At 72.6% G+C, this 23,861-nt stretch carries 21 protein-coding genes; 4 read left to right on the forward strand and 17 right to left on the reverse strand.

All coding sequences use genetic code 11. The features are described 5' to 3' along the window. Nucleotides 1-2: 2 nt before the first annotated feature. From ACZ5NJ_RS22585 to ACZ5NJ_RS22620, 8 genes are all read right to left on the reverse strand, one after another. Nucleotides 3-368, reverse strand: a complete 366-nt coding sequence (locus tag ACZ5NJ_RS22585; protein WP_468766899.1) for a hypothetical protein — start codon at nucleotides 366-368, stop codon at nucleotides 3-5. Continuing rightward, nucleotides 365-1,024, reverse strand: a complete 660-nt coding sequence (locus ACZ5NJ_RS22590; protein ID WP_468766901.1) for a QcrA and Rieske domain-containing protein — start codon at nucleotides 1,022-1,024, stop codon at nucleotides 365-367. Before ACZ5NJ_RS22590 ends, ACZ5NJ_RS22585 begins: the two co-directional genes overlap by 4 nt. Next, entirely contained in the window at nucleotides 1,021-1,620 is a 600-nt protein-coding gene (locus ACZ5NJ_RS22595; protein ID WP_045946573.1) for a 4Fe-4S dicluster domain-containing protein, read from the reverse strand. The genes ACZ5NJ_RS22590 and ACZ5NJ_RS22595 overlap by 4 nt, the downstream gene beginning before the upstream one ends. Nucleotides 1,621-1,627: 7 nt before the next feature. Beyond that, complete coding sequence (locus tag ACZ5NJ_RS22600; RefSeq protein WP_468766902.1) at nucleotides 1,628-3,946, reverse strand: molybdopterin oxidoreductase family protein; 2,319 nt, start codon at nucleotides 3,944-3,946, stop codon at nucleotides 1,628-1,630. Then, nucleotides 3,943-5,043 (reverse strand): MFS transporter, encoded by a 1,101-nt coding sequence (locus tag ACZ5NJ_RS22605; RefSeq protein ID WP_468766903.1) that lies wholly within the window; start codon nucleotides 5,041-5,043, stop codon nucleotides 3,943-3,945. Before ACZ5NJ_RS22605 ends, ACZ5NJ_RS22600 begins: the two co-directional genes overlap by 4 nt. Before the next feature lie 67 nt (nucleotides 5,044-5,110). Further along, nucleotides 5,111-5,941: a pyruvate formate-lyase-activating protein gene (gene pflA, locus ACZ5NJ_RS22610; protein ID WP_468766904.1), complete on the reverse strand. Its 831-nt coding sequence runs from the start codon at nucleotides 5,939-5,941 to the stop codon at nucleotides 5,111-5,113. 112 nt (nucleotides 5,942-6,053) lie between these two features. After that, on the reverse strand, nucleotides 6,054-8,324 hold the full coding sequence (pflB, locus tag ACZ5NJ_RS22615; protein ID WP_468766905.1) for a formate C-acetyltransferase: 2,271 nt from the start codon (nucleotides 8,322-8,324) through the stop codon (nucleotides 6,054-6,056). Between the two features lie 328 nt (nucleotides 8,325-8,652). Then, nucleotides 8,653-10,059, reverse strand: a complete 1,407-nt coding sequence (locus ACZ5NJ_RS22620; protein WP_468766906.1) for an MFS transporter — start codon at nucleotides 10,057-10,059, stop codon at nucleotides 8,653-8,655. Between the two features lie 220 nt (nucleotides 10,060-10,279). On the opposite strand from ACZ5NJ_RS22620, the gene ACZ5NJ_RS22625 reads away from it, so the two are divergent. Both ACZ5NJ_RS22625 and ACZ5NJ_RS22630 read left to right on the forward strand, forming a co-directional pair. Continuing rightward, nucleotides 10,280-11,437, forward strand: a complete 1,158-nt coding sequence (locus ACZ5NJ_RS22625; RefSeq protein ID WP_468766908.1) for a low temperature requirement protein A — start codon at nucleotides 10,280-10,282, stop codon at nucleotides 11,435-11,437. A gap of 105 nt (nucleotides 11,438-11,542) precedes the next feature. Next, the gene (locus tag ACZ5NJ_RS22630; protein ID WP_468766910.1) at nucleotides 11,543-12,799 is read left to right on the forward strand and encodes a cytochrome P450; all 1,257 of its coding nucleotides are present in this window, start codon (nucleotides 11,543-11,545) and stop codon (nucleotides 12,797-12,799) included. Nucleotides 12,800-12,888: 89 nt separating this feature from the next. On the opposite strand, the gene ACZ5NJ_RS22635 is transcribed toward ACZ5NJ_RS22630, so the two are convergent. Both ACZ5NJ_RS22635 and ACZ5NJ_RS22640 read right to left on the reverse strand, forming a co-directional pair. Beyond that, nucleotides 12,889-13,383: a DUF5949 family protein gene (locus ACZ5NJ_RS22635; protein WP_468766911.1), complete on the reverse strand. Its 495-nt coding sequence runs from the start codon at nucleotides 13,381-13,383 to the stop codon at nucleotides 12,889-12,891. Between the two features lie 57 nt (nucleotides 13,384-13,440). Next, the gene (locus ACZ5NJ_RS22640) at nucleotides 13,441-14,052 is read right to left on the reverse strand and encodes a DUF4352 domain-containing protein (RefSeq protein WP_468766912.1); all 612 of its coding nucleotides are present in this window, start codon (nucleotides 14,050-14,052) and stop codon (nucleotides 13,441-13,443) included. A 182-nt stretch (nucleotides 14,053-14,234) separates the two neighbouring features. On the opposite strand from ACZ5NJ_RS22640, the gene ACZ5NJ_RS22645 reads away from it, so the two are divergent. After that, the gene (locus ACZ5NJ_RS22645) at nucleotides 14,235-14,675 is read left to right on the forward strand and encodes a DUF6299 family protein (RefSeq protein ID WP_468766913.1); all 441 of its coding nucleotides are present in this window, start codon (nucleotides 14,235-14,237) and stop codon (nucleotides 14,673-14,675) included. 28 nt (nucleotides 14,676-14,703) lie between these two features. Here the strand turns inward: ACZ5NJ_RS22645 and ACZ5NJ_RS22650 are convergent, their stop codons facing one another. The 5 genes from ACZ5NJ_RS22650 to ACZ5NJ_RS22670 all read right to left on the reverse strand — a co-directional run bounded on the left by ACZ5NJ_RS22650 (nucleotide 14,704) and on the right by ACZ5NJ_RS22670 (nucleotide 20,245). Further along, nucleotides 14,704-14,880: a hypothetical protein gene (locus tag ACZ5NJ_RS22650; RefSeq protein ID WP_468766914.1), complete on the reverse strand. Its 177-nt coding sequence runs from the start codon at nucleotides 14,878-14,880 to the stop codon at nucleotides 14,704-14,706. A 112-nt stretch (nucleotides 14,881-14,992) separates the two neighbouring features. Then, on the reverse strand, nucleotides 14,993-17,137 hold the full coding sequence (locus ACZ5NJ_RS22655) for a SpoIIE family protein phosphatase (protein WP_468766915.1): 2,145 nt from the start codon (nucleotides 17,135-17,137) through the stop codon (nucleotides 14,993-14,995). Next, a complete protein-coding gene (locus tag ACZ5NJ_RS22660) occupies nucleotides 17,095-17,421 on the reverse strand; it encodes a hypothetical protein (RefSeq protein WP_468766916.1) in 327 nt (108 codons plus the stop codon). The genes ACZ5NJ_RS22655 and ACZ5NJ_RS22660 overlap by 43 nt, the downstream gene beginning before the upstream one ends. Before the next feature lie 23 nt (nucleotides 17,422-17,444). Further along, complete coding sequence (locus tag ACZ5NJ_RS22665) at nucleotides 17,445-18,725, reverse strand: NAD(P)-binding domain-containing protein (protein ID WP_468766917.1); 1,281 nt, start codon at nucleotides 18,723-18,725, stop codon at nucleotides 17,445-17,447. A gap of 128 nt (nucleotides 18,726-18,853) precedes the next feature. Next, the gene (locus tag ACZ5NJ_RS22670) at nucleotides 18,854-20,245 is read right to left on the reverse strand and encodes a carboxylate--amine ligase (RefSeq protein WP_468766918.1); all 1,392 of its coding nucleotides are present in this window, start codon (nucleotides 20,243-20,245) and stop codon (nucleotides 18,854-18,856) included. Between the two features lie 148 nt (nucleotides 20,246-20,393). On the opposite strand from ACZ5NJ_RS22670, the gene ACZ5NJ_RS22675 reads away from it, so the two are divergent. Next, a complete protein-coding gene (locus ACZ5NJ_RS22675; RefSeq protein WP_468766919.1) occupies nucleotides 20,394-21,857 on the forward strand; it encodes a glycoside hydrolase family 26 protein in 1,464 nt (487 codons plus the stop codon). A 5-nt stretch (nucleotides 21,858-21,862) separates the two neighbouring features. Here the strand turns inward: ACZ5NJ_RS22675 and ACZ5NJ_RS22680 are convergent, their stop codons facing one another. Both ACZ5NJ_RS22680 and ACZ5NJ_RS22685 read right to left on the reverse strand, forming a co-directional pair. After that, nucleotides 21,863-23,005, reverse strand: a complete 1,143-nt coding sequence (locus ACZ5NJ_RS22680) for a GNAT family N-acetyltransferase (RefSeq protein WP_468766920.1) — start codon at nucleotides 23,003-23,005, stop codon at nucleotides 21,863-21,865. Next, nucleotides 23,002-23,823, reverse strand: a complete 822-nt coding sequence (locus ACZ5NJ_RS22685; protein ID WP_468766921.1) for a YveK family protein — start codon at nucleotides 23,821-23,823, stop codon at nucleotides 23,002-23,004. Before ACZ5NJ_RS22685 ends, ACZ5NJ_RS22680 begins: the two co-directional genes overlap by 4 nt. Nucleotides 23,824-23,861: the final 38 nt, after the last annotated feature.

Here is a 23,861-nt window from a genome sequence, read left to right on the forward strand (position 1 = left end):
GGTCATCGGTCCTTCGGGTCGAGGAGCCACAGCGCGATCACGACGAGGAAGGAGAGGATCAGGAATCCCGCTCCCCACCAGGCCGTGGCCGTGTTGCCCTTCATCCACTCGTTGACGGTGACGGTCAGCGCCCAGAGCTGTCCGATGACGACCGTGAGGACGAGGGCGAGACGGGCGTTGAGCTTGGAGGAGCGCTCCGGTTCCTGTTCGGTGCCGGCGCCCGGGCCGGGGCCGGTGCGCCGGATCCGCGGGTCGCCGTAGCCGCTGGTGGGGCGGATCTGCGGATACCGCTCGTGCACGGGCCGGTTGAGCCGGGGCTGGGCGCTTCCCGGGTGGTACGCGGGGCGCGGGGGCGGTTGATCGGTCATGTCCGCCTGCTCTCGGTGGCGCCGGCCGCTCCGGGGCAGCCCAGGCGCTGGGCCGCCGCGGGGCGGGAGTCGCCGAACTGCCGGCAGAGGGCGTCCTTGGCGGTCTCTCCGGACCGGGCGGTGGCGATGGCCCAGACGCTGCCGTCGGACCGCTCGGTGAGGAAGATTCTGGGGAGGGGGCGGGGTGGCGGGCCGGCGGTGACCTCTCCGGTGCGGGCGTCGAAGACGCCTTCGTGGCAGGGGCAGTACAGCTCGCCGTCGGGGCCGCGGTCCTCGCGCCACAGGACGGCGCAGGCCAGGTGGGTGCAGACCGCGGAGTAGGCGACGAGGCTTCCGTCGGCGAGCCGGACGGCGAGGGCGCGGTCCTCGTCTCCGGGGAAGCGGAAGGCGACGGACTGGCCGGGGGCGAGCGTGTCGGTGACCTTCTTGGGTTCGGGCAGGTGCTCGCTGTCGCCGTGGCGGTGCAGGATGCCGGCGGCGACGCCGACGCCGCCGATGGCGAGGCCGCCGGAGACGGTGGCGACGATCCGCAGGTAGTCGCGGCGGGTGGTGAGGGAGTCGGCGCTGATCCGGTCGCGGAGTTGCTCGGCGGCGGCGTCCCTGCCGTCGCCGGCGCCCTGGCCGGGCTGGGGGGCGGGCTGTTCGGTCACGCTCATCGCACGTCCACCCCATTGACTTCGACGACGGGCAGGCCGCCGGGGACCGGCCACTGGACCTTGTCGGCGGGGACGACCATGGCCACGCCGGTGGAGACGACCACGTCGCCGAAGGCGAACGAGTCGGCGACCTGGACGCCGGGCCGCTCGGCCTGGAGCTCTTCGAGGGTTCCGTAGAAGAGGGCGCCGGTGGGGCAGACGGTGGCGCACATGGGGGCCAGGCCGTAGGCGGTGCGGTCGTAGCAGAGGTTGCACTTCATCTGGAGCTTCGCCTGGAGGTCGATCTTCGGTACGCCGAAGGGGCAGGCGTTGACGCAGTTGGCGCAGCCGATGCAGCGGGTGGTGTCTGCCTGTTGGACGACGCCGTCGGCGGTCACCAGGATCGCGTCGGCGGGGCAGACCTCGGCGCAGGGGGCGACGGGATCCTCGCAGTGCATGCAGACGGTCGGCAGGGAGGCCACGGACTGGCCGGGGTCGCTGTAGTCGAGGTGGATCATCGACTTCCCGCGGTGCGAGTCGCATTCGCGGCAGGCGGAGACGCAGGCCTGGCAGCCGATGCAGCGGCCCGGGTCGATGAAGATCGTGCGGCCCATCATGGCGGCGTCAGCTCCTCTCCGCGGTGCCACGGCCCTGCGGGGACGTGGGCGGCAGGGGGTCGGTGCGGGAGACCTGGGCCTCGGGGTAGGCCTGTCGGCCGGGTGCTGTGGGGGGTGCGGGGACGTCGTCGACGCGTTCGGCCGGCTCGATGCGGGCGGCGCAGACCTTGTACTCGGGGATCTTCGAGCGGGGATCGAGGGCGTCGATGGTCAGGGCGTTCGCGGCCGTCGGTACGGGCCAGTGGTAGGGGATGAACACGGTGTCGGGCCGGATGGCCTCGGTGACGAGGGCCGGGAAGACCTCGCTGCCCCGGCGGGTGATCACGCGGACCGGGTCGCCGTTGCGGAAGCCGTGGGAGGGGTGGACCTCGACCCAGGGGCGCGGGGTCTGTTCGACGAGGGCGCCCAGGCGGCGGGTCTGGTTGCCGGAGAGGAAGTGCGCGACGGTGCGGCCGGTGGTGAGGGAGAGGGGGAATTCCTCGGTGTAGGCGTCCATGGGCGGATGCCATTCCACGACCTGCATGTGGATCTTGCCGTCGGCGTGGTAGGTCCGGCCGTCCTCGAAGAGGCGGGGGGTGCCGGGGTGGTCGGTGGAGGGGCAGGGCCAGGAGATGCCGCCGGTGGCGTCGAGTCGGTCGTAGGTGATGCCGTAGTAGTCGTTGACGGTGCCGGCGGAGGCGATGCGCAGTTCCTCGAACACCTCGCGGGAGCCGGGGAAGTCGAAGTGGTCGCCCTCGCCGAGGCGGCGGGCGAGCTCGCAGATGACCCAGGTGTCGGTACGGACGCCGGCCGGGGGTTCCTGGGCTTTGTTGTGCTTGACGACGCGGGCCTCGGCGTTGGCCATGACGCCCTCGTCCTCGGCCCAGGTGGTGACGGGGAAGACGACGTGGGCGTTGGCCGCGGTCTCGGAGAGGAAGAAGTCGAACTGGGCGTGGAACTCTGCGGTGTCGTAGCCGGCCTTGACCACGGCGTAGTTGGGCAGGGAGACGAAGGGGTTGTTGCAGATGCCGATGAGGCCGCGGATCTCCCCCCGCTGCATCTGCCAGACCATTTCCATCATGGAGGTGCCCGCGCCGGGGAGTTCGGATTCCTCGATGCCCCAGATGCGGCAGATCTGCGCCCGGTGTTCCGGGTTGGTGATGGAGCGGCCGCCGGGGAGGAGGTCGGATTTCTGGCCGTGTTCGCGGCCGCCCTGTCCGTTGCCCTGGCCGGTGATGGTGCCGTAGCCGGCACCGGGTTTGCCGATGTTGCCGGTGGCCACGCACAGGTTGATGACGCTCAGGCAGTTCTCGACGCCCTGGGAGTGGTGTTCGATGCCGCGGGCGTGCCAGGCCATGGCCTTGCCGGCGGTCGCGAAGACGCGGGCGACCTGGGCGATCTGCTCGGCGGGTACGCCGCAGATCTCGGCGGCGCGGGCGGGCGGGTAGTCGGCGACGGTCTTCTTGACCTCGTCCCATCCCGTGGTGTGTGCGGCGAGGTAGGCCTCGTCGGTGAGTCCTTCGGCGACGATCACGTTCAGGACGGCGTTGAAGAACGCGGAGTCCGTGCCGGGTCTGAGGGCGACGTGGATGTCGGCGGTGCGGGCGATGGCCGTTTCGCGCGGGTCGACGACGATCAGGGTGGCGCCGCGGTCGCGTGCGCCCCACAGGTACTGGGTCATCACGGGGAAGCACTCGCCGACGTTCGAACCGGCGATGAGCAGGCAGTCGGTGAGCAGGATGTCGGAGAAGGGGTTGCCGGCGCGGTCGATGCCGAAGGCGAGTTTGTTGGCGCCTGCGGCGCTGACCATGCAGAGGCGCCCGTTGTAGTCGACGTGCCGGGTCTTGAGGGCGACGCGGGCGAACTTGCCGACGAGGTAGGTCTTCTCGGAGAACAGGCTGGCGCCGCCGAGCAGCCCGAAGGCGTCGTTGCCGTGGGCGGACTGGATGCGGCGGATCTCGGAGACGGTGAAGTCCAGGGCCTCGTCCCAGGAGACCTCCCTGAACTGCTCGTCGCGGGAGCGGCGCATCAGGGGCGCGGTGAGCCGGTCGGGGTGGTTGACCTGCTGGTAGGCGTTGATGCCCTTGGGGCACATCCGCATCCGGTTGATGTCGTGGTTGCGGGGTTCGACGCCGAAGACCTTGCCGCCCCGGTCGACGCGCAGGTACATGCCGCATTGGACGCCGCAGAAGCAGCAGTGGGTGGGGACGAGGGTCTCGCCGTTCTGGTCGGCGTGCCAGCGGTCGGCGGGCAGGCCGCCGGCGTCGCGGAAGTTGCGGGTGCCGGGCGGGGCGATCGCCGGGTCGAGGGGCACGGGGGTGTGCTTGGCGGGGTCCGTCGCGGTCACTTGAAGCCCTTCTTGACGTGGGTCAGGTAGGCGTTGCCGCGCAGGATCCGCTTGCAGCGGGGGCAGTACTCGACGAAGGCGTTGAAGTCGAGGCGGAGGTCGCGCATGGTGCCGCGGAGGTTCTCGACGTACGGGGTGGTGTCGATGGGTTCGCCGCAGCGCTTGCAGGCGAAGATCTGCTCGTCCTGGCGGGCGGTGTATTTGAACAGCTGCATGCCGACGGCGGCCGGGCGCTGGACGATGTGGAAGAACTTCCCGAAGGGGATGTAGATGAGGGTGAAGACGACCGAGACCATGTGGAGGATCGCCAGGAACTCATAGCCCCCGCCGTGCAGGAAGATCGACGAGAAGGTGAGCAGGAGTCCGGTCACCGAGATCACGATGAGGCAGATCAGCGGGAGCAGGTCGTAGGCGAAGCGCTGGCCGGTGATGGCGCCGCGGTCCTTCATGCGCCGCCACAGGAAGTACGAGGCTCCGGGGATGACGAGGGCGGCGGCGATGTCGAGGCCGTGGAACATCAGCCAGCCGAGGACGTTCAGGGAGTTGAAGCCGAGGACCTTGAAGCCCCAGATCCGCATCTCGTAGCCGGGGCCGGAGCCGCTGGCGGAGGTGAAGGTGAACCAGCCCCAGGTGAGGGGGAAGGTGATCGCGGCGGCCAGCAGGCAGCCCCAGAAGGTGAGCTGGTGGGCGGCCCAGCGGGGGCGGGAGCGGGCGCCGAGGAACTTCTGGAAGCCGAGGTAGGTGGCGATCATCCGCGGGAGGGCCGTGGGTGCCTTCTTGAAGTTGGCGGCCGAGAAGAAACTGCCGAAGCCCTTTGTGAAGAGGCGGCGCGCGCCGGGTGCGGAGACCCAGACGGTGTAGCGGTAGGCCACGCCGAAGGCCAGGAAGACGGTGGCGACCGCGTAGGGCAGCAGGGCGGAGTCGAAGTCCCGCAGGAGGCGGCTGCCGAGCACGATCGCGGCGATGAGCAGGACGGATACGGCCGCGCCGGCCAGGGTGGCGCGTGTGGCGACGGACCGGCCGGCCGGCGGCCGGGGTTCCGGCGCGCCGTGGGGTGGCGGCGGGGCTGCGGGGAGTGCTTCGGTGGGCTCGGACACAGCACCACGCTAGGTGGTCTGTACCGTTTAAGCCTGTTATGCGGCCTTTATGGTTGCTCCGAACGGGTCATACGGCCCGCAGACCGCGGGCGGCGAAGACCGCCTTGGCCTCGGCCACCTGTCCGGCGGTGGGCGACGGCGTGTCGTGGAGGGTGAAGGGCATGCCCAGCGCCTCCCACTTGCTCTCGCCCAGCTTGTGGAAGGGCAGGACGTCGACCCGCGAGACGTTCCCGAGGGCGGCGGCGAAGGCGGCGACGCCGTCGATGTTCTCGCGGGCGTCGGTGAGGCCGGGCACCAGTACGAACCGCAGGTGCACCTCCTTGCCCAGGCCGGCAAGGCGGCGGGCGAAGTCGAGGGTGGGTTGGAGCGGGCGGCCGGTGACGTGCCGGTAGGTGTCGCGGTCCCAGGACTTGATGTCGAGCAGGACGAGGTCCACGTCGCGCAGCAGCGCGTCGGTGGCGCGGGCGCCGAGGAAGCCGGAGGTGTCGAGGGCGGTGTGCAGGCCGAGCTCGTGCTTCATGCGGTGCAGGAGTTCGCCGGCGAAGACAGGCTGGAGGAGTGGTTCGCCGCCCGAGAGGGTGGCGCCGCCGCCGGAGGCGGAGATGAAGCGGGTGTACTTGCGGGCCTCCGCGATGACGTCGTCGGCGGCGGTGCGCTTGCCGCCGCGCATGCGCATGGTGTCGGGGTTGTGGCAGTACAGGCAGCTCAGGGGGCAGCCGGCGAGGAAGGTCACGAACCGGGTGCCGGGGCCGTCGACGCCGGTGGAGAGGTCCCAGGAGTGCACGGATCCCTCGCTGGGACGGTGGGTCGCGGCGGCGGCCGGGGTGCGTCCGCGGGTCACGGGCGTGGCGGCCGCGGCGGGGCCGACGGGGAGGCTCGTACCGAGGAGGACGGTCATGGTGGGTGCTCCAGACGTGTTCCGGTGTCCGATGTTCGAGGGGGGCCGCCCTGCGGCCCGCCGGGCGGCGGGGCCGGGGACCGGGGGCGGCAGGCGGGGGCCGGGGGTGTGGTTACAGCGAGCCGTGGAAGGTGCGGTTGAGTACGTCGAGCTGCTGGTCCCTGGTGAGACGGACGAAGTTGACCGCGTACCCGCTGACGCGGATGGTGAGCTGCGGGTACTTCTCGGGGTGTTCCATGGCGTCGATGAGGGTGTCGCGGTTCAGGACGTTGACGTTCATGTGGAAGCCGTCGACCGCCATGTAGCCGTCGAGGACGCCGGCGAGGTTCCTGATCCGCTCCTCGGGGGTGCGGCCGAGGGCGTCGGGGGTGACGGTGTTGGTGAGCGAGATGCCGTCCTCGGCGTCCTCGTAGGGAAGCTTGGCGACGGAGAGCGCCGAGGTGACGTAGCCGTGGGTGTCGCGGCCGTTCATCGGGTTGGCGCCCGGGGAGAACGGCTCGCCGGCGCGGCGGCCGTCGGGGGTGTTGCCGGTCTTCTTGCCGTAGACGACGTTCGAGGTGATCGTCAGCACGGACTGGGTGTGTTCGGCGCCGCGGTACGTCTCGTGCTTGCGGATCTTGCGCATGAACTCCTCGACCAGGCGGACCGCGATCGCGTCGACGCGGTCGTCGTTGTTGCCGTAGGCCGGGTAGTCGCCCTCGACGAGGTAGTCGGTGGCGAGGCCGGTCTCGTCGCGTACGGCGGTGACCTTGGCGTGCTTGATGGCGGAGAGGGAGTCGGCGGCGACCGAGAGGCCGGCGATGCCGCAGGCCATGGTGCGGCGGACGTCGCGGTCGTGGAGGGCCATCTCGATGCGCTCGTACGCGTACCGGTCGTGCATGTAGTGGATGACGTTCAGTGCGTGGACGTAGGTCTCGGCGAGCCACTCCATCTGGGTGTCGAAGCGCTCCATGACCTCGTCGTAGTCGAGGACGTCGGTCGTGGGGGCGGCGGTCCGGGGGCCGACCTGGGCGCCGGACTTCTCGTCGCGGCCGCTGTTGACCGCGTAGAGGAGGGTCTTGGCGAGGTTCACGCGGGCGCCGAAGAACTGCATCTGCTTGCCGACGGGCATCGCCGAGACGCAGCAGGCGATGGCGGTGTCGTCGCCGAAGCGGGGGCGCATCAGTTCGTCGGACTCGTACTGGACGGAGGAGGTGTCGATGGAGACGCGGGCGCAGAACTCCTTGAAGCCCTGGGGCAGGCGGGGTGACCAGAAGACGGTCATGTTCGGCTCGGGGGCCGGGCCGAGGTTGTAGAGGGTCTGCAGGTAGCGGAAGGAGGTGCGGGTGACGAGCGGGCGACCGTCCTCGCCCATGCCGGCGATGGACTCGGTGACCCAGGTCGGGTCGCCGGAGAACAGTTCGTCGTACTCCGGGGTGCGCAGGAAGCGCACGATGCGGAGCTTGATGATGAAGTCGTCGACGAGTTCCTGGGCGGTTTCCTCGGTGAGGAGGCCGGCTTCGATGTCACGCTGAAGATATATGTCGACAAAGGTGGAGGTGCGGCCGAGCGACATGGCGGCGCCGTTCTGTTCCTTCACGGCGGCCAGGTAGGCGAAGTACAGCCACTGGATGGCCTCGCGGCCGGTGCGGGCGGGGCCCGAGATGTCGTGGCCGTAGGAGGCGGCCATGGTCTTGAGTTCGGCGAGGGCGCGGATCTGCTCGGCGAGCTCCTCGCGCAGGCGGATCGTCTCCTCCAGCGAACGCACGCCCGCGGGGAGCGCGTTCAGCTCGTCCTTCTCGTCCCGCTTGGCGGCGATGAGGCGGTCGACGCCGTAGAGGGCCACGCGGCGGTAGTCGCCGATGATGCGGCCGCGGCCGTACGCGTCGGGGAGGCCGGTGACCACGCCGGCCTTGCGGGCGGCGCGGATCGCGGGGGTGTAGGCGTCGAAGACACCGGCGTTGTGGGTCTTGCGGTAGGTGGTGAAGACCTTCGCCAGTTCCTCGGAGACCGGGTAGCCGTAGGCGTCCAGGGCGCCGGCGACCATGCGCCAGCCGCCGTTCGGCATGATGGCGCGCTTGAGTGGGGCGTCCGTCTGGAGGCCGACGACCAGGTCCTTGTCGCGGTCGACGTAGCCGGGGGCGTGCGCGGTGATGGTCGAGGGGATGTCGTACGCGACGTCGTAGACGCCCTTCTCGCGTTCCCGGGGGAACTTGTCGGTGAGGGACTTCCATACGGCGGTGGTGCGTTCGGTGGGTCCGGTGAGGAAGGAGTCGTCGCCCTCGTAAGGGGTGTAGTTCTGCTGGATGAAGTCGCGGACGTCGATGGCGTCGCGCCAGAGGCCGCCCTGGAAGCCGTTCCAGGCTCCGGTGTGCATCGTGGTTTCCGCAGGGGTGGCAGTCATGGCCGGCACCTTCCGAGTCGCCTCATTGCTTGACTCCATTGCACGCCCTTTGATCGATCATTTGGAGCCGCGTTGGTCCCGAGTCGGGGGCCGAAGGTCCCCGGGCCGACCGGCACCGATTGCCGCACATGGGTGGTGACCTGGGGTTTCCGGTGGGGACCAAAGTCCCTCGTGCTCTTGTGAAAGCATTCACAAATATCGTGCAGGGTCGCCTGAAATCCGATGATCCGACGTATGGGCGCGCCTGTGGATATCCCGGCGCGCGTCGTGGGCGGCCCCGCGCAGCATGGGAGTCGTGAGAGAGGGACCCGCGTGAGGGGGACACGGGTCAGCTGGGGGCTTCCGCGCCGGGCCGGGCGTAGAACCACCAGGCCACGACCACGCAGCTCGCGTAGAAGCCCACGAAGCCCCACATCGCGCTGGTCACGGCGAAGTTGGCGAACATCGCCGGGATGAAGAAGAACCCGTAGGCGGCGATGCCGGCGGTGAACCCCGTCACCGCTCCGGACTCGATCTCCGCCTGCTTCAGGGCCGCCGCGTACTGCGGGGTGCCCTCCGTCAGGCCCTTCAGGTGCCGGCCCCGGAAGATCACCGGGATCTGCCGGAAGGTCGAGCCGTTGCCGATGCCCGAGAAGAAGAACGCAGCCAGGAAGCAGAGGAAGAAGCCGTGGAAGGAACCCTGATCCGAGCCCGTGGGCAGGAAGTCGATCACGCCGATGAGCGAGGCGCCCATGCCGACGAACGACAGGATCGTCACCCGGGCCCCGCCCAGCCTGTCGGCGATCCACCCGCCCGCCCAGCGGGCCAGGGCCCCCAGCGCCGGGCCCATCCAGGCGTAGGCCGCCACCGAGTACGCCGGGAAGGTGGTCTTGATGAGCAGCGGCAGCGCCGCGGCGAAGCCGATGAAGGAGCCGAAGGTGCCGACGTAGAGCCAGGTCATCAGCCAGTTGTGCTTCCGCCGGAAGATGATCTTCTGCTGGCTGAAGGGGGTGGAGGCGACCTTGAGGTCGTTCTGCCCGAACCAGGCCACCACCGCGAGGACGACGACGACCGGGACCCAGACGAAGGCCGCGTTCTGGAGGTGGATCTCCGAGCCGTTCGCCTTCCGCTGGCCCGCGCCGATCGCGAGTACGGACGAGGTGATCAGGATCGGGGTCAGCAGCTGGACGACCGAGACGCCCAGGTTGCCGAGGCCGCCGTTGATGCCGGTCGCGTTGCCCTTCTCCTGCTTCGGGTAGAAGAAGCCGATGTTGGCGAGGGAGGAGGAGAAGTTCGCGCCGCCGATGCCGCAGAGCGCGGCGATCGCGACCATCGTGCCGTAGGAGGTGTCCGGGTCCTGCACGGCGAAGCCGAGCCACAGCAGCGGGACGATCAGCACCAGCGTCGAGAGCGCCGTGAAGCGGCGCTGGCCGACCATCGGGCCGAGGAAGGTGTAGAAGACGCGGGCGGTGCCGCCCGTGATGCCGGGCACGGCGGTCAGCCAGAACAGCTGCGACCGGGTGTAGCCGAATCCGACGTCCTTCAGGTTGGTCGCCGTGATGCTCCAGACCTGCCAGACCACGAAGGCCACCAGGAGCGCCGGGACCGCGATCCACAGGTTGCGGGTCGCGACCCGCTTGCCCGTGGAGTTCCAGAAGGACGGATCCTCCGGCCTCCACTCGGTGATGGTGCGGCCCGGGCGGTACTGCTCCGGGTCGGCCGGTACCTCCGGCGCTTGCTGGGTTGCGGTACTCATGGCGTCGTCCTGAATTTCGGGGAGGGTGGTGGCCCTTCCAGGCTCTGCCCGCGGGGGCGGTGCGCGGCAGGGGCGAACGTCGTGCGGACGGCGGGACAAGGTCCCGCCGGGGGAAGTGCGTTGGTCGGTCCCGCGGTGTCCGCGTCCGCCCGGGGTACCCGTGCGCCGCGGGCCGCGCGCCTCGGCCGTCAGGCGTGCGGGCCCTGGTGTGCTGGGCGGTATGACGTACGTACCGATGACCGCCCGCAGCCGCGTCGAGGGCCACCGGACCGCGACCACCCTGGAGCTGTTCTTCGACCTCTGCTTCGTGGTCGCGATCGCGCAGGCGGGCCAGCGGCTGGTGCACGCGCTGGCGGAGGGGCATCCCGGAAGCGGGGTGATCGGCTACTTCTTCGTCTTCTTCGGCGTGTGGTGGGCGTGGATGAACTTCACCTGGTTCGCCTCCGCCTACGACTGCGACGACGTGCCCTACCGGGTGACGACCCTCGTGCAGATCGCGGGGGTGCTCGTCTACGCGGCCGGGGTGAGCCGGGCCTTCGACGGGAACGACTGGACGGTGGCCGTCATCGGCTACCTGATCATGCGCGTGGCGCTGACGGCGCAGTGGCTGCGGGCCGCGGCCGGGGAGAGCGGGGCGGCGCGGAGCGCCGCGCTGAAGTACGCGGCGGGGTTGTTGCTGTGCCAGGCGGGCTGGGTGGGGCTGCTGTTCGCGCCGGACGACTGGAAGCGCTGGCTGTTTGTGGTGCTGGTGGTGGCCGAGCTGTTGGTGCCGGTGGTGGCCGAGAGCGGGCACCAGACGCCGTGGCACGCCCATCACATCGCGGAGCGGTACGGCCTGTTCACCATCATCGTGCTCGGCGAGACGATCGCCGCGAGCACGGTGGCGGTGAAGTCGGCGATCGACGAGCACGAGGCGCTGGGTGTGCTGCTGCCGATCGCGGCCGGCGGGCTGCTGATCGTCTTCGCCGCGTGGTGGATCTACTTCGCGGTGCCGATGCACGAGCGGCTGAACTCCAACCGGGAGGCCATCCCGTGGGGCTACGGCCATCTGCTGATCTTCGCTTCGGGTGCGGCGATCGGGGCGGGCATCGAGGTGGCGGTGGAGCACGCGGTCGGCAAGGCGCACATCTCGCAGGTGGCGGCGAACGCGGCCGTGACCGTGCCGGCGGCGCTGTTCCTGCTGATGGTGTGGCTGCTGCACTCGCGGCACTTCAAGCGGGGCGCCGCCCAGCAGCTGGTGCTGCCGTTGTGCGCCGTCGCGATCCTCGCCTGCACCTGGGCGGGTGCGTACGCCGTCCTGTACGCGGGCCTGATCGCGGCCGCCGCGGTGGTGGCCGGGACGGCCCTCGCGGTACGCCCGGTGCCGGAAGCCGTCTGAGGCCGGCCGAGGCCGGGGCGGCCGGGGCCGTCACCCACGCGGTGCCGCCACCGTTCTCCAGCGCAGGACGCCACGGTGACGGGCGACGGCAGAGAGGCACCTCGGATGACACTCCCCTCGCAGAGACTCGGATCCGGCCCCGGCGCGGAACTGACCGAGCCGGGTTTCTGGCAGCGGCCGCCGGCCGAGCGCCTCGCGGCCTTCGCCCGCCTGCGGGCCCTGGACTCCCCCGTGTTCGTCCCGGAGGGCGGCGGCCGCACCGGCCACTGGGCGCTGGTGCGCCACGCGGACGTACAGGAGGCCAGCCGGCTGCCCAAGGTGTTCGCGAGCGCCCCCGGGGTCACCACGCCGGAGCCGGCCCGCTGGGTGCGGGCCCTGTTCGGGGACTCGATGGTCAACCTGGACGGCGCCGACCACGCGCAGCTGCGGAAGATCGTGCAACGGGCGTTCACGCCCCGGCTGCTGGCGGCCGCGGAGGAGGACATCCACGCGGTCGCGGCCCGGATCGTGGACGACGTCCTGGAGCACCGGCCCGACGAGTTCGTCTCGGCGGTGTCCTCGCGGCTGCCCCTGGAGGTCATCTGCAACATGATGGGCATCCCGGAGCGCTACCGGGCGGAGATCGCCGACCGGGTCAACCACGCCTCGGAGAACATCGGTGTGGAGCGCGGCCTGGCGTCGCGGCTGCGGATGCCCGGGCGGGGGCTGCGGGCGCTGGCCCGGATGCAGCGGATGGTGGCGGGCATCGGGCGGGAGCGGCGCCGCAACCCGTCCGACGACCTGATCTCGGCGCTGGTGTGCGCGAACGTGGACGGGCAGGCGCTCGGCGCCCGCCAGTTGGGGGCGTTCTTCAGCCTGCTGATGGTGGCGGGGGTGGAGACCACCCGCAACGCCATCACCCACGGTCTGACCCTGCTGACGGACTTCCCCGGCCAACGGGACCTGCTGCTGTCGGACTTCGAGAGGTACGCGGACGGCGCGGTGGACGAGATGATCCGCCATTCGACGCCGATCATCCAGTTCCGTCGGACGGTCACCGCGGAACACACGCTGGGCGGGCACGCGTTCGTGCCGGGGGACAAGGTGGTGCTGTATTACGCGTCCGCCAACCGCGACGAGGCGGTCTTCCCGGACCCGGACTCCTTCGACATCACCCGCTCGCCCAACCCGCACCTGGGCTTCGGCGGCGGCGGACCGCACTTCTGCCTGGGTGCCCATCTGGCCCGGGTGGAGATGAAGGCCCTGTTCCGGGAGCTGCTGACCCGGCCGGTGGGGCTGCGGGCGGTGGGCCTGCCGGATCTGGCCGGGTCCAACTTCGACAACCGGGTCCGCTCGCTGCGCTTCGCCTTCGAACGGCCCTGACGCGGGGCGGCGGCCGGGGAAAGGGGCCGGCCGCCGGGCAGGCTGGGGGCCCGGCGGCCGGAGTTCGGCGGCGGGCGCCGCCGCCGTGGCTACTTCTGCAGGCTCTGCACCGCGAGGACGCAGTGGGCGCTGCTCGTCAGCACCGCCTCGTCGCCGGCGAAGCCCTGGAGCAGCTCCGGCGTCACGGCCTGGCCCGGGACGGCCTCGGGCCAGGCGCGGGTGGCGAACAGGAAGTACGCCTGCCCGCTCTCGTTCGCGGCGGCGACCCACTCCGGCGGGGCGGTGCAGGTGGCGTTCAGGCCGGGCATGGTCAGCGCGATCTGGTCGTCGGCCAGCAGGATCTGCACGGGGAAGGTCCGCGGGTTGCGGGTGCCGTCCATGACGACGTCGCCGATCTGCAGACCGATCTCCTCCAGCAGCCCGCGGGCGGCCGCCTCGCCGCCCTCCCGGCCCTGCGGGCCGTCGCCGAGGGTGTAGGCGATGAGGTACGGGACGTCGTGGCCCTCGGAGGGGTCACCGATCCAGGCGAGGACGGAAAGGGTGCCGAGCCGGGAGCGGTCGATTTCGGCTTGCGTGGAAGTCATGCGCCGCACCTTAGTGCTCTCCCGCCCGGCCCTTTCACGGCCTTTCACCCGCGCGGGCTACACGGCCCAGTATCCCCCTCCGGAATTCGGCCGCGTGTTCGCGTCCTGATACTGGAGCCGCACAATGCGCTGGTTTTCCGGAATCTCGAACACCACCCAGCCCTCCACCCGCTCACCGACCGCGAGGGAATCGAAGACGATCGGTTTGCCGGTCGTCAGTTCCCCGGTGCGCACCGCCGGGTGGCGCTTGCCCGCGCCGTCGTACGCCCACATGCGCCCGAGCGCCCCGTACGAGGCCCCGCCGACGTTGACGAACGACATCGAGGCGGCCACCCAGCGCTTCCCGGCGGGCGGCGCGTAGTTCGGCTCGACGCTGACGGCGGGGTCGACGAACGCGGCGAGCACCACCTGGAGGTGTCGACCCACCTCCTGCCCTTGTACCCGTACGGAGTCACCCACATGGGCATCCTTCACGGCCCCGGCCGCCGCGGCCCGGTCGGGGGCGGCGGGCTCCTCGTCGCCGCCCGGTACCCCGTCGTCGGCCGGGGCGCCGGGCGCGGCGGCCCGGACGGGGGCCGCCCCCTCGGGGGCGCTCTGACAGGCGGTGGCGGTCAGCAGCAGGGCGGGCAGGAGCGCGGCGGCGGCGAGCAGGGGGGCGGTGCGACGCATACGGGGACCCCTTCGGGGATCTTCGGAAGAAGGCGTTTGCCGGCGATATCTTTCGGCCAGTCTCACGCGCCCGAGCGGGGAATTGCACACACCGACACGAGCGCGGGGACCGAGTTGGCCGCCGACTGCCAGCACAATGCGTTCCGGCGGAATCCCGCCACCCGCACCCACCCGGAGGAAAAATGCGCACCCCCGCCCGCCGAATGGCCCTGACCGCCTTCTCCGCCCTGGCCGTCACCACCCTGTTCGCCACTCCCGCCCTGGCCACCGTTTTCCACCAGGGCATTTCCCTGCGGTCGCAGGCGCACATCAACCGGGAGGGCGAGGTCGTCCTTTCGGGCACCTACCGGTGCGAGCTCTCGCCGGCGTCCGGCGCGGTCCAGATCAAGGCCACCGTCGTCCAGGACGGCACCCGCCTGAGCATCGGGGCCGGCGAGGTCTTCTGCGACGGCCGCGCGCACCACTGGAAGGCGGTGAGCCCGATGACGGCCGGCCTGCACGCGGGCCCCGCCCGCGCCGTCGCCGAGCTCCAGGAGATCCACATGGCCGGGCTGATGCCCCGTGCGCTGAGCACGGTCGCGGAGGACCGGCAGGACATCGAGGTGGTCGTCGACCACCGGTAGGTCTCGCGGGCGGGGCCGGTAGCCGCCGCTACCGGCACTCCGGCGCGACGCCCGTCATCGACATGAACTGGGCGGTCTGGCATCCGGGCTCGCTGTGCGGCCGTCCGGTCGTCCAGTCCACGACCGCCTGTGCCCCGGCCGCCAGCAGCAGTACCAGGAGCGTTACCACGACGCCCGTGACCGCGCCCCTGTTCAGGCGGCGCACGGCTCGTTCCGGCAGCCACGCGGAAGACCACGCTTCGGTTTCATGGCCGAATCATCACCCCGCCCCCCGCATCCCACAACCCGGCGTGACCGCACGGTCACAGGACCCGCGGTCACGCCGTGCCGTGCGCGGTGTCCCCCGCGTCGAACTCGCACCACACCGCCTTGCCGTCCCCCCGGGACTCCACCCCCCAGTGCGTCGCCAGCGCGTCCACCAGCAGCAGCCCGCGGCCGGTGGTCGCCGCCTCGCCGGGGGTGCGCCGGCGAGGCCACACGCTGGAGCGGTCCTTGACCCACAGCCGGATCCGCCGCACCGGCTCCGGCAGCACCTCCATGGTCAGCACCGCCCCGCCGTCCGTGTGCAGCAGGGCGTTGACCAGCAGTTCCCCGGCGGCCAGCTCCACGTCGTCGGCCAGTTCGGCCACGCCCCAGTCGCGCAGGGCCTGCCGCAGGGCGTAGCGGGCGTCGGAGAGCCCCTCGGGGTCCGCCTGGTGGACGTACTGGTGGATCCGCGGGGCCCGGTGGGTGCCCGGGTCCGGGGCCCGCCGCAGCACCAGGAGGGCGACGTCGTCGCCGGAGCCCCAGCGCTCCCACAGCCGGTCGGAGAGGTGGTCGGCGAGCTCGCCGGCGCCCTGCGGCCCGCTGCGCACGGCGTGGGCGAGGGCGTCCATGCCGGCGGTGATGGTGGAGCCGGGCTCCTCGACGAGCCCGTCGGTGCACAGTACGAGGGTCTCGCCGGGGACCAGGTCCAGCCGGGTCTCGGGGAAGTCCTCCTCCCCGAAGGCCGAGGCCAGCCCGAGCGGCAGGCCGCCGCGCACGTTGGGCCAGCCTGTACGGCCGTCCGTGTGCCGGATCAGCGGCCCGAGGTGGCCCGCGCGCACGGCCCGTACCCCTCCGGTCTCCAGGTCCACCTGGGCGTACATGCACGTCGCGAAGCGTTCGGTGTCCAGTTCGGCGAGGAAGCGCGAGGCCCTGGCCAGGACGGTGGACGGCGGGTGGCCCTCGCCCGCGTAGGCGCGCAGCGCGATGCGCAGCTGGCCCATGATGGCGGCGGCGTGCGTGTCGTGCCCCTGGACGTCGCCGACGACGATGCCGACGCGGTCGCGCGGCAGGGAGATGACGTCGTACCAGTCCCCGCCGACCTCCCGTCCGCTCCACGCGGAGTGGTAGCGCACGGCGATCTCCCCGCCGGTGATCTCGGGGATGCGGCGCGGCAGCATCGAGGCCTGGAGGCCGGTGGCGAACTCGCGCTCCTGGTCGAACAGGAGCGCCCGCTGGAGGGACTGGGCGACGATGCCGGCCAGGCCCAGGCACAGGTTCTGCTCCTCGGGGCTGAACTCGGTGCGCCGGCGGTAGAAGAGCACGAGGCCGCCGATGGCCCTGGCCTGGGCGATCAGCGGCAGGTAGGCGGCGGCGTCGAAGCGGATGCGGCGCAGGTAGTCGGCGAGCAGGGGGAACTCGTCGGCGAGCGCGGTCAGCGAGGTGGCGAAGCGCGCCTTGCGGGTGACCACGGCCTGCGACAGGGGGAGGGATCCGTCCAGACGGGTGAACTTGCGCTCGTCGAGGATCTCCAGGGACTCCCCGCTCAGCGCGATGATCTTGATGGCGTCGTTCTCGACGAGCCCCAGGGCCAGGCCGTCCGCGCCGAGCCGTTCGAGGGCTCCGGCGCCGGTGAGGGCGGCGGTGACGTCGTCGACGGTGACGGCCCGCGACAGGGCCTCGGTGGTGCGCTGGACGATGGCGGCCTGCTGGATGCGGGCGTTCTCCAGTTTGCGCAGCACCGTCGCGTGGGCGAGTTCGGCGGTGGCGTCGCGGACGATGCCGACGATCCGCAGGGCCCGGCCGCCGGGGTCGCGCAGCACCCGGCCCTGGGTGTGCGTCCACTGGTCGCGGCCGTCGCGCCGGCGCACCGTGAAGTACGAGCCGTACGTCTCCCCGCCGCCGGCGAGGACGCCTTCGACGGTGTCGTTGAGCCGGGCCGAGTCGTCGGCCGGGATCCGCAGGCCGAGGCCCTCGGGGGTGTGGTCGAACTCGTCCGCCTCCAGGTCGAAGACGGCCAGCCCGGCCTCGTCCAGGGCGAGGGTGCCGCTGTCGAGGTCCCATTCGAAGCTGCCCATGCCGTTGAGCGCGAGCCGCTCGCCGGGGCCCGTCAGGGGTCCGGGCGCGCCCTGCCCCCCGCCGTCCCGTTCCGCCGCTGCCACGAGACACACACCACCTAACGGCCGGGCCAGCACGGCTGCGAGATCAGCCGCTCCCATTCCTCGTCAGGATGCCCCGGGAGGGTGCGCCCGGCCTCCCGCCAGCGCTTGACGAGGGACAGGTAGATCGCCGCCGGGTCCCCGGCCCCCGTCCCGTAGGCACCGGGTCCGTAGGCACCGGGTCCGTACGGCCCCGGCCCGTGGGAGCCCGTCCCGTGCGTCCCGGCCCCGTGCCGGCCCGGTCCGTACGGCTTGCCCGCGGCCGCCCCCGACGGGGGCTGCTCCCCCCGGCTGGCGGGGATGCGCACCCAGCCACGGCCGCCCTGTGCTCGCTCCGCGTCCATCGCGGACCCCTCTCAGGTGGATCTCAGCGTAGATACGTCTCCGGATGTCCGGCGGGGGCCCGGACGGCCCGGACCCCGCCGGCGCGGCCCGGCAGCGGACCCCGCGCGCCGAGGCGCTTGCGGACTCCCTTCACCAGTCTCCCCGCCGTGAAGCCCGCGCCGTGCACGAATCGCATGGAAGGTCCGAATGAGGGAGCCGTCAGCAGTCCCGCGAAGAACAGTCCGGGCCAGGAGGACTCGAAGCCGGGGCCCAGTTCCGGCGCGTCCGACTCGCCGACGGTGGCCAGCGCGGCCCGCAGCCCCGCGTCGAGGAGGGTGAGGCGGGCCAGCCGGGGGGCGAAGCCGGTGGCCGCGATGACGTGCGCGGTGTCCAGGACGACGGACTCCCCCGCGGCCGTGGTCAGCCCGAGCCGGGTCCGGCCGCCGCCCACCGCCACCGCCCGGTGCAGCCGGTGTCCCATGAGCGCGGGCACCGTCCGCTCGAAGCGGTCCCGCAGCCACCACGCGCCGGCCGGCCCCAGGGCCGTGGCGGCGATCCGCTCCCGCGTCGGCGCGGGCAGCCCGCGCACCGCCCAGGGCAGCTCCGACCACGCCCAGCTCCGCCAGCCGGTGCCGAGGCCGCTGTGCGGGGCGCGCAGGGCCCGCAGCGCGGGCCGGTGCAGGGGCTGCGGGACGGTGTTCCAGTTCAGCCGGGACCGCCGGGCCACCAGGCACGGCCGGGCCCCCGACTCCGCGAGGAGCGCGGCGGTCTCCAGCGCGGCCTGTCCGGCGCCGAGGACGGCCACGTCCTGCCCGGCGAAGCGGGACAGGTCGCGGTGGCCGCTGCTGTGCGAGTAGTGGGCCGGGGGCAGGTCGCGCAGCGCCTCGGGGTGCCGGGTGAACGGCATGACTCCGACGGCGAGGGCCACCGTACGGGCGAGGAGCGGCGGCCCCTCGGCGGTGCGCACCCGGAAGCCGTCGCCCTCGGGGGTGACCTCGGTGACGGTGGCCTCCTCCACCTCCGGCAGACCGGCGTGGCGGGCGAACCAGAGGCCGTACGCGCTGAAGGTGCCGATCGGCAGCGGGCGGCCGTGCTCCGCCGTGAGGCCCCGGGTGGCGCAGTACTCGGCGAGGGTGTAGCGGCCGCCGGGGGCGGAGAGGCTGGAGGACCAGGGCTCCGACTTGAGGTACATGCCCTCGGGCATGTGGTCCCGCCAGGAGGCCATGGGCCGGCCCAGCACCCGTACGCCGATGCCGGCCGCCGCGGCGTGCGCCGCGATCGACAGCCCGTACGGGCCCGCGCCGACCACCACGAGATCGTCCATCCGCCTCACGGCCGCTCCTGTCCTCCAGCTCGATCACCACGCCGCCACCGCGTGACGGCACGTCACCAGGTCACGGGACGACCGTCACCCCGGCGTCACGGGACGGCCGGCACCCCGGCGTCACCGGATCACCGCGCCACCAGCTCGTCCGGTTCCGCCGACGCCTCGGGGGCTCCCGGCGGGGCCGGCCGGACCGGCGCGAGGCCGTCCCCCCGCTCCCGCTCCCCGCCGCGCTGGCGCGGGGCCCGCACCGCGCGGACGGAGCGGGCCTGCGCCGGGACCCCGCGCAGGGCGTTCGCGCCCTTGCCCAGCCCCCGCCCCAGGAAGGCGCGGAGCATGGCGAGGAACGGCCCGGGGTCGTCGGCCGCGAACCAGGCCGCCTCCACCCGCCCCCGCAGCCCCCGCAGCCCCGGTAGCCCCGGCAGCCCCGGCCGTCCCCGCAGCCCCGGCAGCGTGCGGCCCCGTACCGCCGCCAGCAGGGCGTAGTTCTCCGCGAGGAAGACCCGCCCCGGGCCGCCGACGGGCTCCGGGACCCGTTGCCCCGTCAGGTCCAGGTACATCGCCTGGACCACGTCCAGCCCCGCGTCGTCCGCGAACAGCCGGAACTGCGCCCCCGGGCGCGGGTTGAAGTCCACCAGCCGGAAGGCACCGCGCTCGTCGCGGCGGAAGTCGAGGTCCAGGATCCCCTGGTAGCCGAGCCGTTCGGCCAGCCGCAGCCCGGACTCCTCCACCGCCGGGTCCGCCAGCCACCGCCCCACCGCCGTCAGCCCCGCCCGCACCGGCCAGGCCAGCTCCTTGCGCCCCGACCCGGACAGCAGCGGCCGCCCGCCCCGCCCGAAGGCCCCGTGGAAGAACCAGTCCGTGTCGGGTCCCGCGGGCAGGAACCGCTGGAGCAGCAGCCGGCTCCCGGCCTCGGCGGTGCGCTCGTACAGCTCCCGCGCCGCGGCGGCGCTGTCGACCAGCGTGGTGCTGCGCAGCCCGCTCCCGGCGGGCAGCAGCCAGGGCCGGCTCCACTTCGCCACCAGCGGCAGCCCCAGCACCCGGGCGGCCCGGGCCGCTTCGGCGCCGCCGGCCGGGATCACGGTCTCCGGGTGCGGGACGTCCCAGCGGGCGCACAGCCGGGCCAGCTCCGCCTTGTCCGCCACCCGGGCGGGCAGGTCGTCGGGCTGATGGGGGATCCGGAAACGGTCCGTCAGCATCGGGGCCACCCGGGACACGGCGATGGCGCTCAAGTCGTCCATCGCGACGAGCACCGCCGGCCGCCCGATCCGCTCCGACACCCCGACGAGGCACTCCAGCAGCGCCTCGGGCGCCTCCGGGTCCAGCCCGCCGGCCGGTCCGGGGTGCGTGGCACGCAGGTACCGCGAGCGACCCACGGGACCTCCCCCGGCTTCGACGACGGCATGGACCTCCACGCCCTTGCGCCCGAGCGATCTGACGGCGCCGAGGGTTCCGTGGTGGAACGGATTGCGATCGAGTCTGAGCAGAACTGCGGGCACATGGCCGTCGAACGCGTACATACAAACGGACTTTCACCTAGTCGGACCAAGCGGAAGGGATGCGCAGCTGCGAATGGCCTAGGCGGCGGCCACCGGACAGGCCGTTCGTCAGATGTGATGTCTAACGTCGGTGGCAAGCACACCGGTTCGGCAGAGCTCGGGAGACGACATGCCCAGACCACACCACCGCCTGGTGAGCACCTGCGTCGGGACGGTCACGGCCGGGCTGCTCGCCACCGGCGCAGCGCTCGCGGCCCCGGACGACGACCCGCCCAGGGGCTCCGACACCGCTTTCGGCGCCTATCTCGACTACGGGCCGGCCGGGGTGGCCCGCATCCCGGCCCTGTCGCACTGGCTGGGCGGCCGGGAGATCCGCGTCGGGCACACCTACCTGCCCGGCGACTCCTGGGCCGGGATCGAGGGCCGCGTCCCGTTCCTGGAGGACTGGGCGCGGTGGCGCCGGGCCAAGGACGACCGGATGTTCGTCCTGAACGTGCCCATGCAGGCCCGCAACGAGGGCCGGGTGCCCGACTGGCAGGTGGCCCAGCTGATCCGGGCCGGCGCGCAGGGCGAGTACGACCGGCACTTCCGGCGGCTGGCCGAGCGGCTGGTGGAGCTGGGCGTCCCGGACACGGTGGTGGTGCTCGGCTGGGAGATGAACGGCACCACGTACACCCATCGCTGCGGGCCCGACCCGGAGCACTGGAAGGCGTACTGGAGGCGGGTCGTCAACACGATGCGCTCCGTACCCGGCCAGCGGTTCAAGTTCGATTTCACCCCCAACCGGGGGACCGACGCGATCCCGTGGACCTCGTGCTACCCGGGCGACGACGTGGTCGACGTCATCGGCATGGATTCGTACGACCAGGGCCCCGGCCGGACCTTCGACGACCACGTCAGCCAGCCGTACGGACTCCAGCAGCACGTCGACTTCGCGAAAGCACACGGCAAGCGGATCTCGTACCCGGAGTGGGGGCTGTTCCGCAACGGGGACAACCCGGAGTACGTGCGGCGCATGCTCCAGTGGATCGACGAGCACCACCCGCTCTACCACACCATCACCGACTACTGCCCGCACGGCGTCTGGCAGTGCAAGCAGAACCCGCGGTCCGCGAAGGCCTTCCGCGACGCGCTGACCGAGCACGGACCGGTCGTGGTCCCGACCCCGGTGGTACCCACGCCCGTGATCCCGACCCCGGTGGTACCCACCCCGTCCGTCCCCCTCCCCCAGATCCCGACGCCGCAGATCCCCACGCCCCAGGTCCCGACGCCGCAGATCCCGACGCCCGAGGTCCCCACCCCGTCCCTGCCCACGCCCACCCCCACCCCCACGCCCGTCCCGGAGCCCGAGGTCTCCGTCCCGCCCGTGGTCCCGCCGGTGCCCACCCCGCAGGCGTCCCCGACCCCGACGCCCGCCACGCCCCGGCCCGAGCCGCAGCCCACCCGGCCGTCCCAGCCGCCGAAGCCGCAGCCGAAGCCGCAGCCCGAGCCGAAGCCCCAGCAGCCCGTCAACAGCAAGCAGTGGTGCCTCCCGCTCGACTTCGGCGACTGGTTCTCGAAGCTGATGGGCAAGCAGTCGGTCTGCATCACCTTCGGCGGCTGGGGCGGGGACTCCGGGTTCTGGCCCTTCTAGGCGGGTCATCGCACCCGCAGTTCGTTCAGCCGCGCCCGCCAGTCCCGGGCGGCCGGCAGCGCCTCGCGCAGCGCGCCCACCGCCCGCTCGCGCCCCGTGACCTGCGACTCGTGCAGCCGCATCAGGGGCGCGAGCGCGTGCGTGGCCATCAGGAGGCGCTGGTTGACGACCGTCTCGGGCCGCCAGTGGTTCTTGTACGGCTCGTTGCCGCGCAGGAAGCTCACCACCGGCCGGCCCTCCTCCAGCGCCCGCCCGGCCTCGTAGCGCAGCAGCAGCGTCGCCACGTCGACCTTCCGCTCGCGCAGGTCCGGGTCCGCGCCGTACAGGTAGCCGCCGCTGAGCGCGGCGGACATCAGGGTGACGTTGGCCGCCACCACGTTCCCGTCCAGCCGGAACTCCGTCAGCCGGCCCTCCCCGGCCCGCACCATGCGCCGGGTGGCCCGGGTCAGGTGCTCGGCGAAGCGGGGCCGCAGGTGCTCCGGCGTCACCCCGCGGCCGCGCCACTGCTTCTCGTGCAGCCGCAGCAGGGTCCGTACGGCCTGCGGCACCTCGCGCTCGGTGACCTCGTGCTCCTCGATCCCGGCCGCGTCGGTCTTGCGCAGCTTGGCCCGGACCCGCTGGGCGCCGGAGGCCGGCATCCGCTTGACGAGCTGGTCGAAGGGGAGCGCGGGCAGCTCCATGCAGGTGGAGTCGGTCAGCCGGGCGGAGACCCCGGGCCAGGCCTCGAACACGGCCTCCGCGGCGGCGCCGGGCCGGACCTCCCGCAGGTCGACGACGGCGCTGCGGGCGGCCCGGTGCAGGCCCCGGGCCAGGGCGGGCACGACCTGCTCGGCGTGCTCGCGCGACACGAGCACGTCGAAGTAGTCGGTGATCGGCCCGCCCAGCGGCACCAGCCGCGGCAGCGGACGGTGGACGAGCATCAGCGCGGCCACCCCGACCAGCTCCTCGCCCCGCCGCACGAGCAGGATCCGCAGCCGGCCGTCCTTCCCGTACGTCAGCCACCACGAGTGCAGCCAGGCGTGGCTCTGGAAGGGGGTGGCGGTCGGACACTCCCGGACCAGCCGGTTCCAGGGTTCCTCCAGCGCCGCGAACTGCCGGGAGTCCCGGCACAGCGTCACCGTCAGGGCCCCGGTGGAGCCCCGCGTCATCGCACGGACTCCTTCTCCTTGGTCTCGGAGTGCCCGGAGTGCTCGCCCTGGGCGGGCAGCGAGGCGTACTCCTCCACGGCGCCCTCATCGGCGCCCGCTCCGGCCGGGCGCCCCGTCTCCTCCTGCTCGCCGGAGCGGCGGCGGCCGGGCCGGGCCAGCAGCCACAGGCCGCCGAGCAGCCCGCCGGCGCACAGTCCGACGGCGGCGCTGATCGCGGCCGACGGCGAGGCCGGGTCGCTCGGCGCGACGGCCTGGCTGAACAGGAGCAGCTGCACGCCGGTGTTCTTGGCGGCCTGGTTGCTGCTGAGGGTGAGGGCGTCGGCGACGGCGTTGGCGATGTCGGCGGCCTCAGCGGCGCTCCTGGAGGTGCCGGTGATCGCGATCATCGGGGAGTCGGGGGAGGTCTCGGCGCGGACCTGCGTCCGCAGCCGCCGGGCGTCGACGCCCGCGCGGGGCTGGGCGTAGGCGAGGGTGGAGCTGCTGGTGGCGATGCGCCCGTAGGCCTGGGCGAACCCCTGGGCGGTGGCGGGCTGGGTGGTCTCGTTCGGCACGGCGACGACGTAGCCGGTGGCGGCGTACTCGGGCGCCTTGAGCACCCCGTACGCCCCGCCGGCGGCCATGCCGAGCAGGGCGCAGGCGGGCAGCGGCCACCACACGGGCGGCGGCAGGAACCGGCGCTTCCTGGCGGAGCGGTGGACGGACTTCTTCTGGTCCGGACGGTCCGCACGGTCCGCACGGTCGGGGCGGTCGGGGCGGTCGGGGCGGTCGGGACGGTCTGCGCGGTCTGCGCGGTCTGCGCGGTCGGCACGGTCGGCCATGGTGGTGCTCGCTTCCTGGGTGAAGGGGAGTACGTACG

The organism is Streptomyces sp. NPDC032091, from assembly GCF_055580265.1.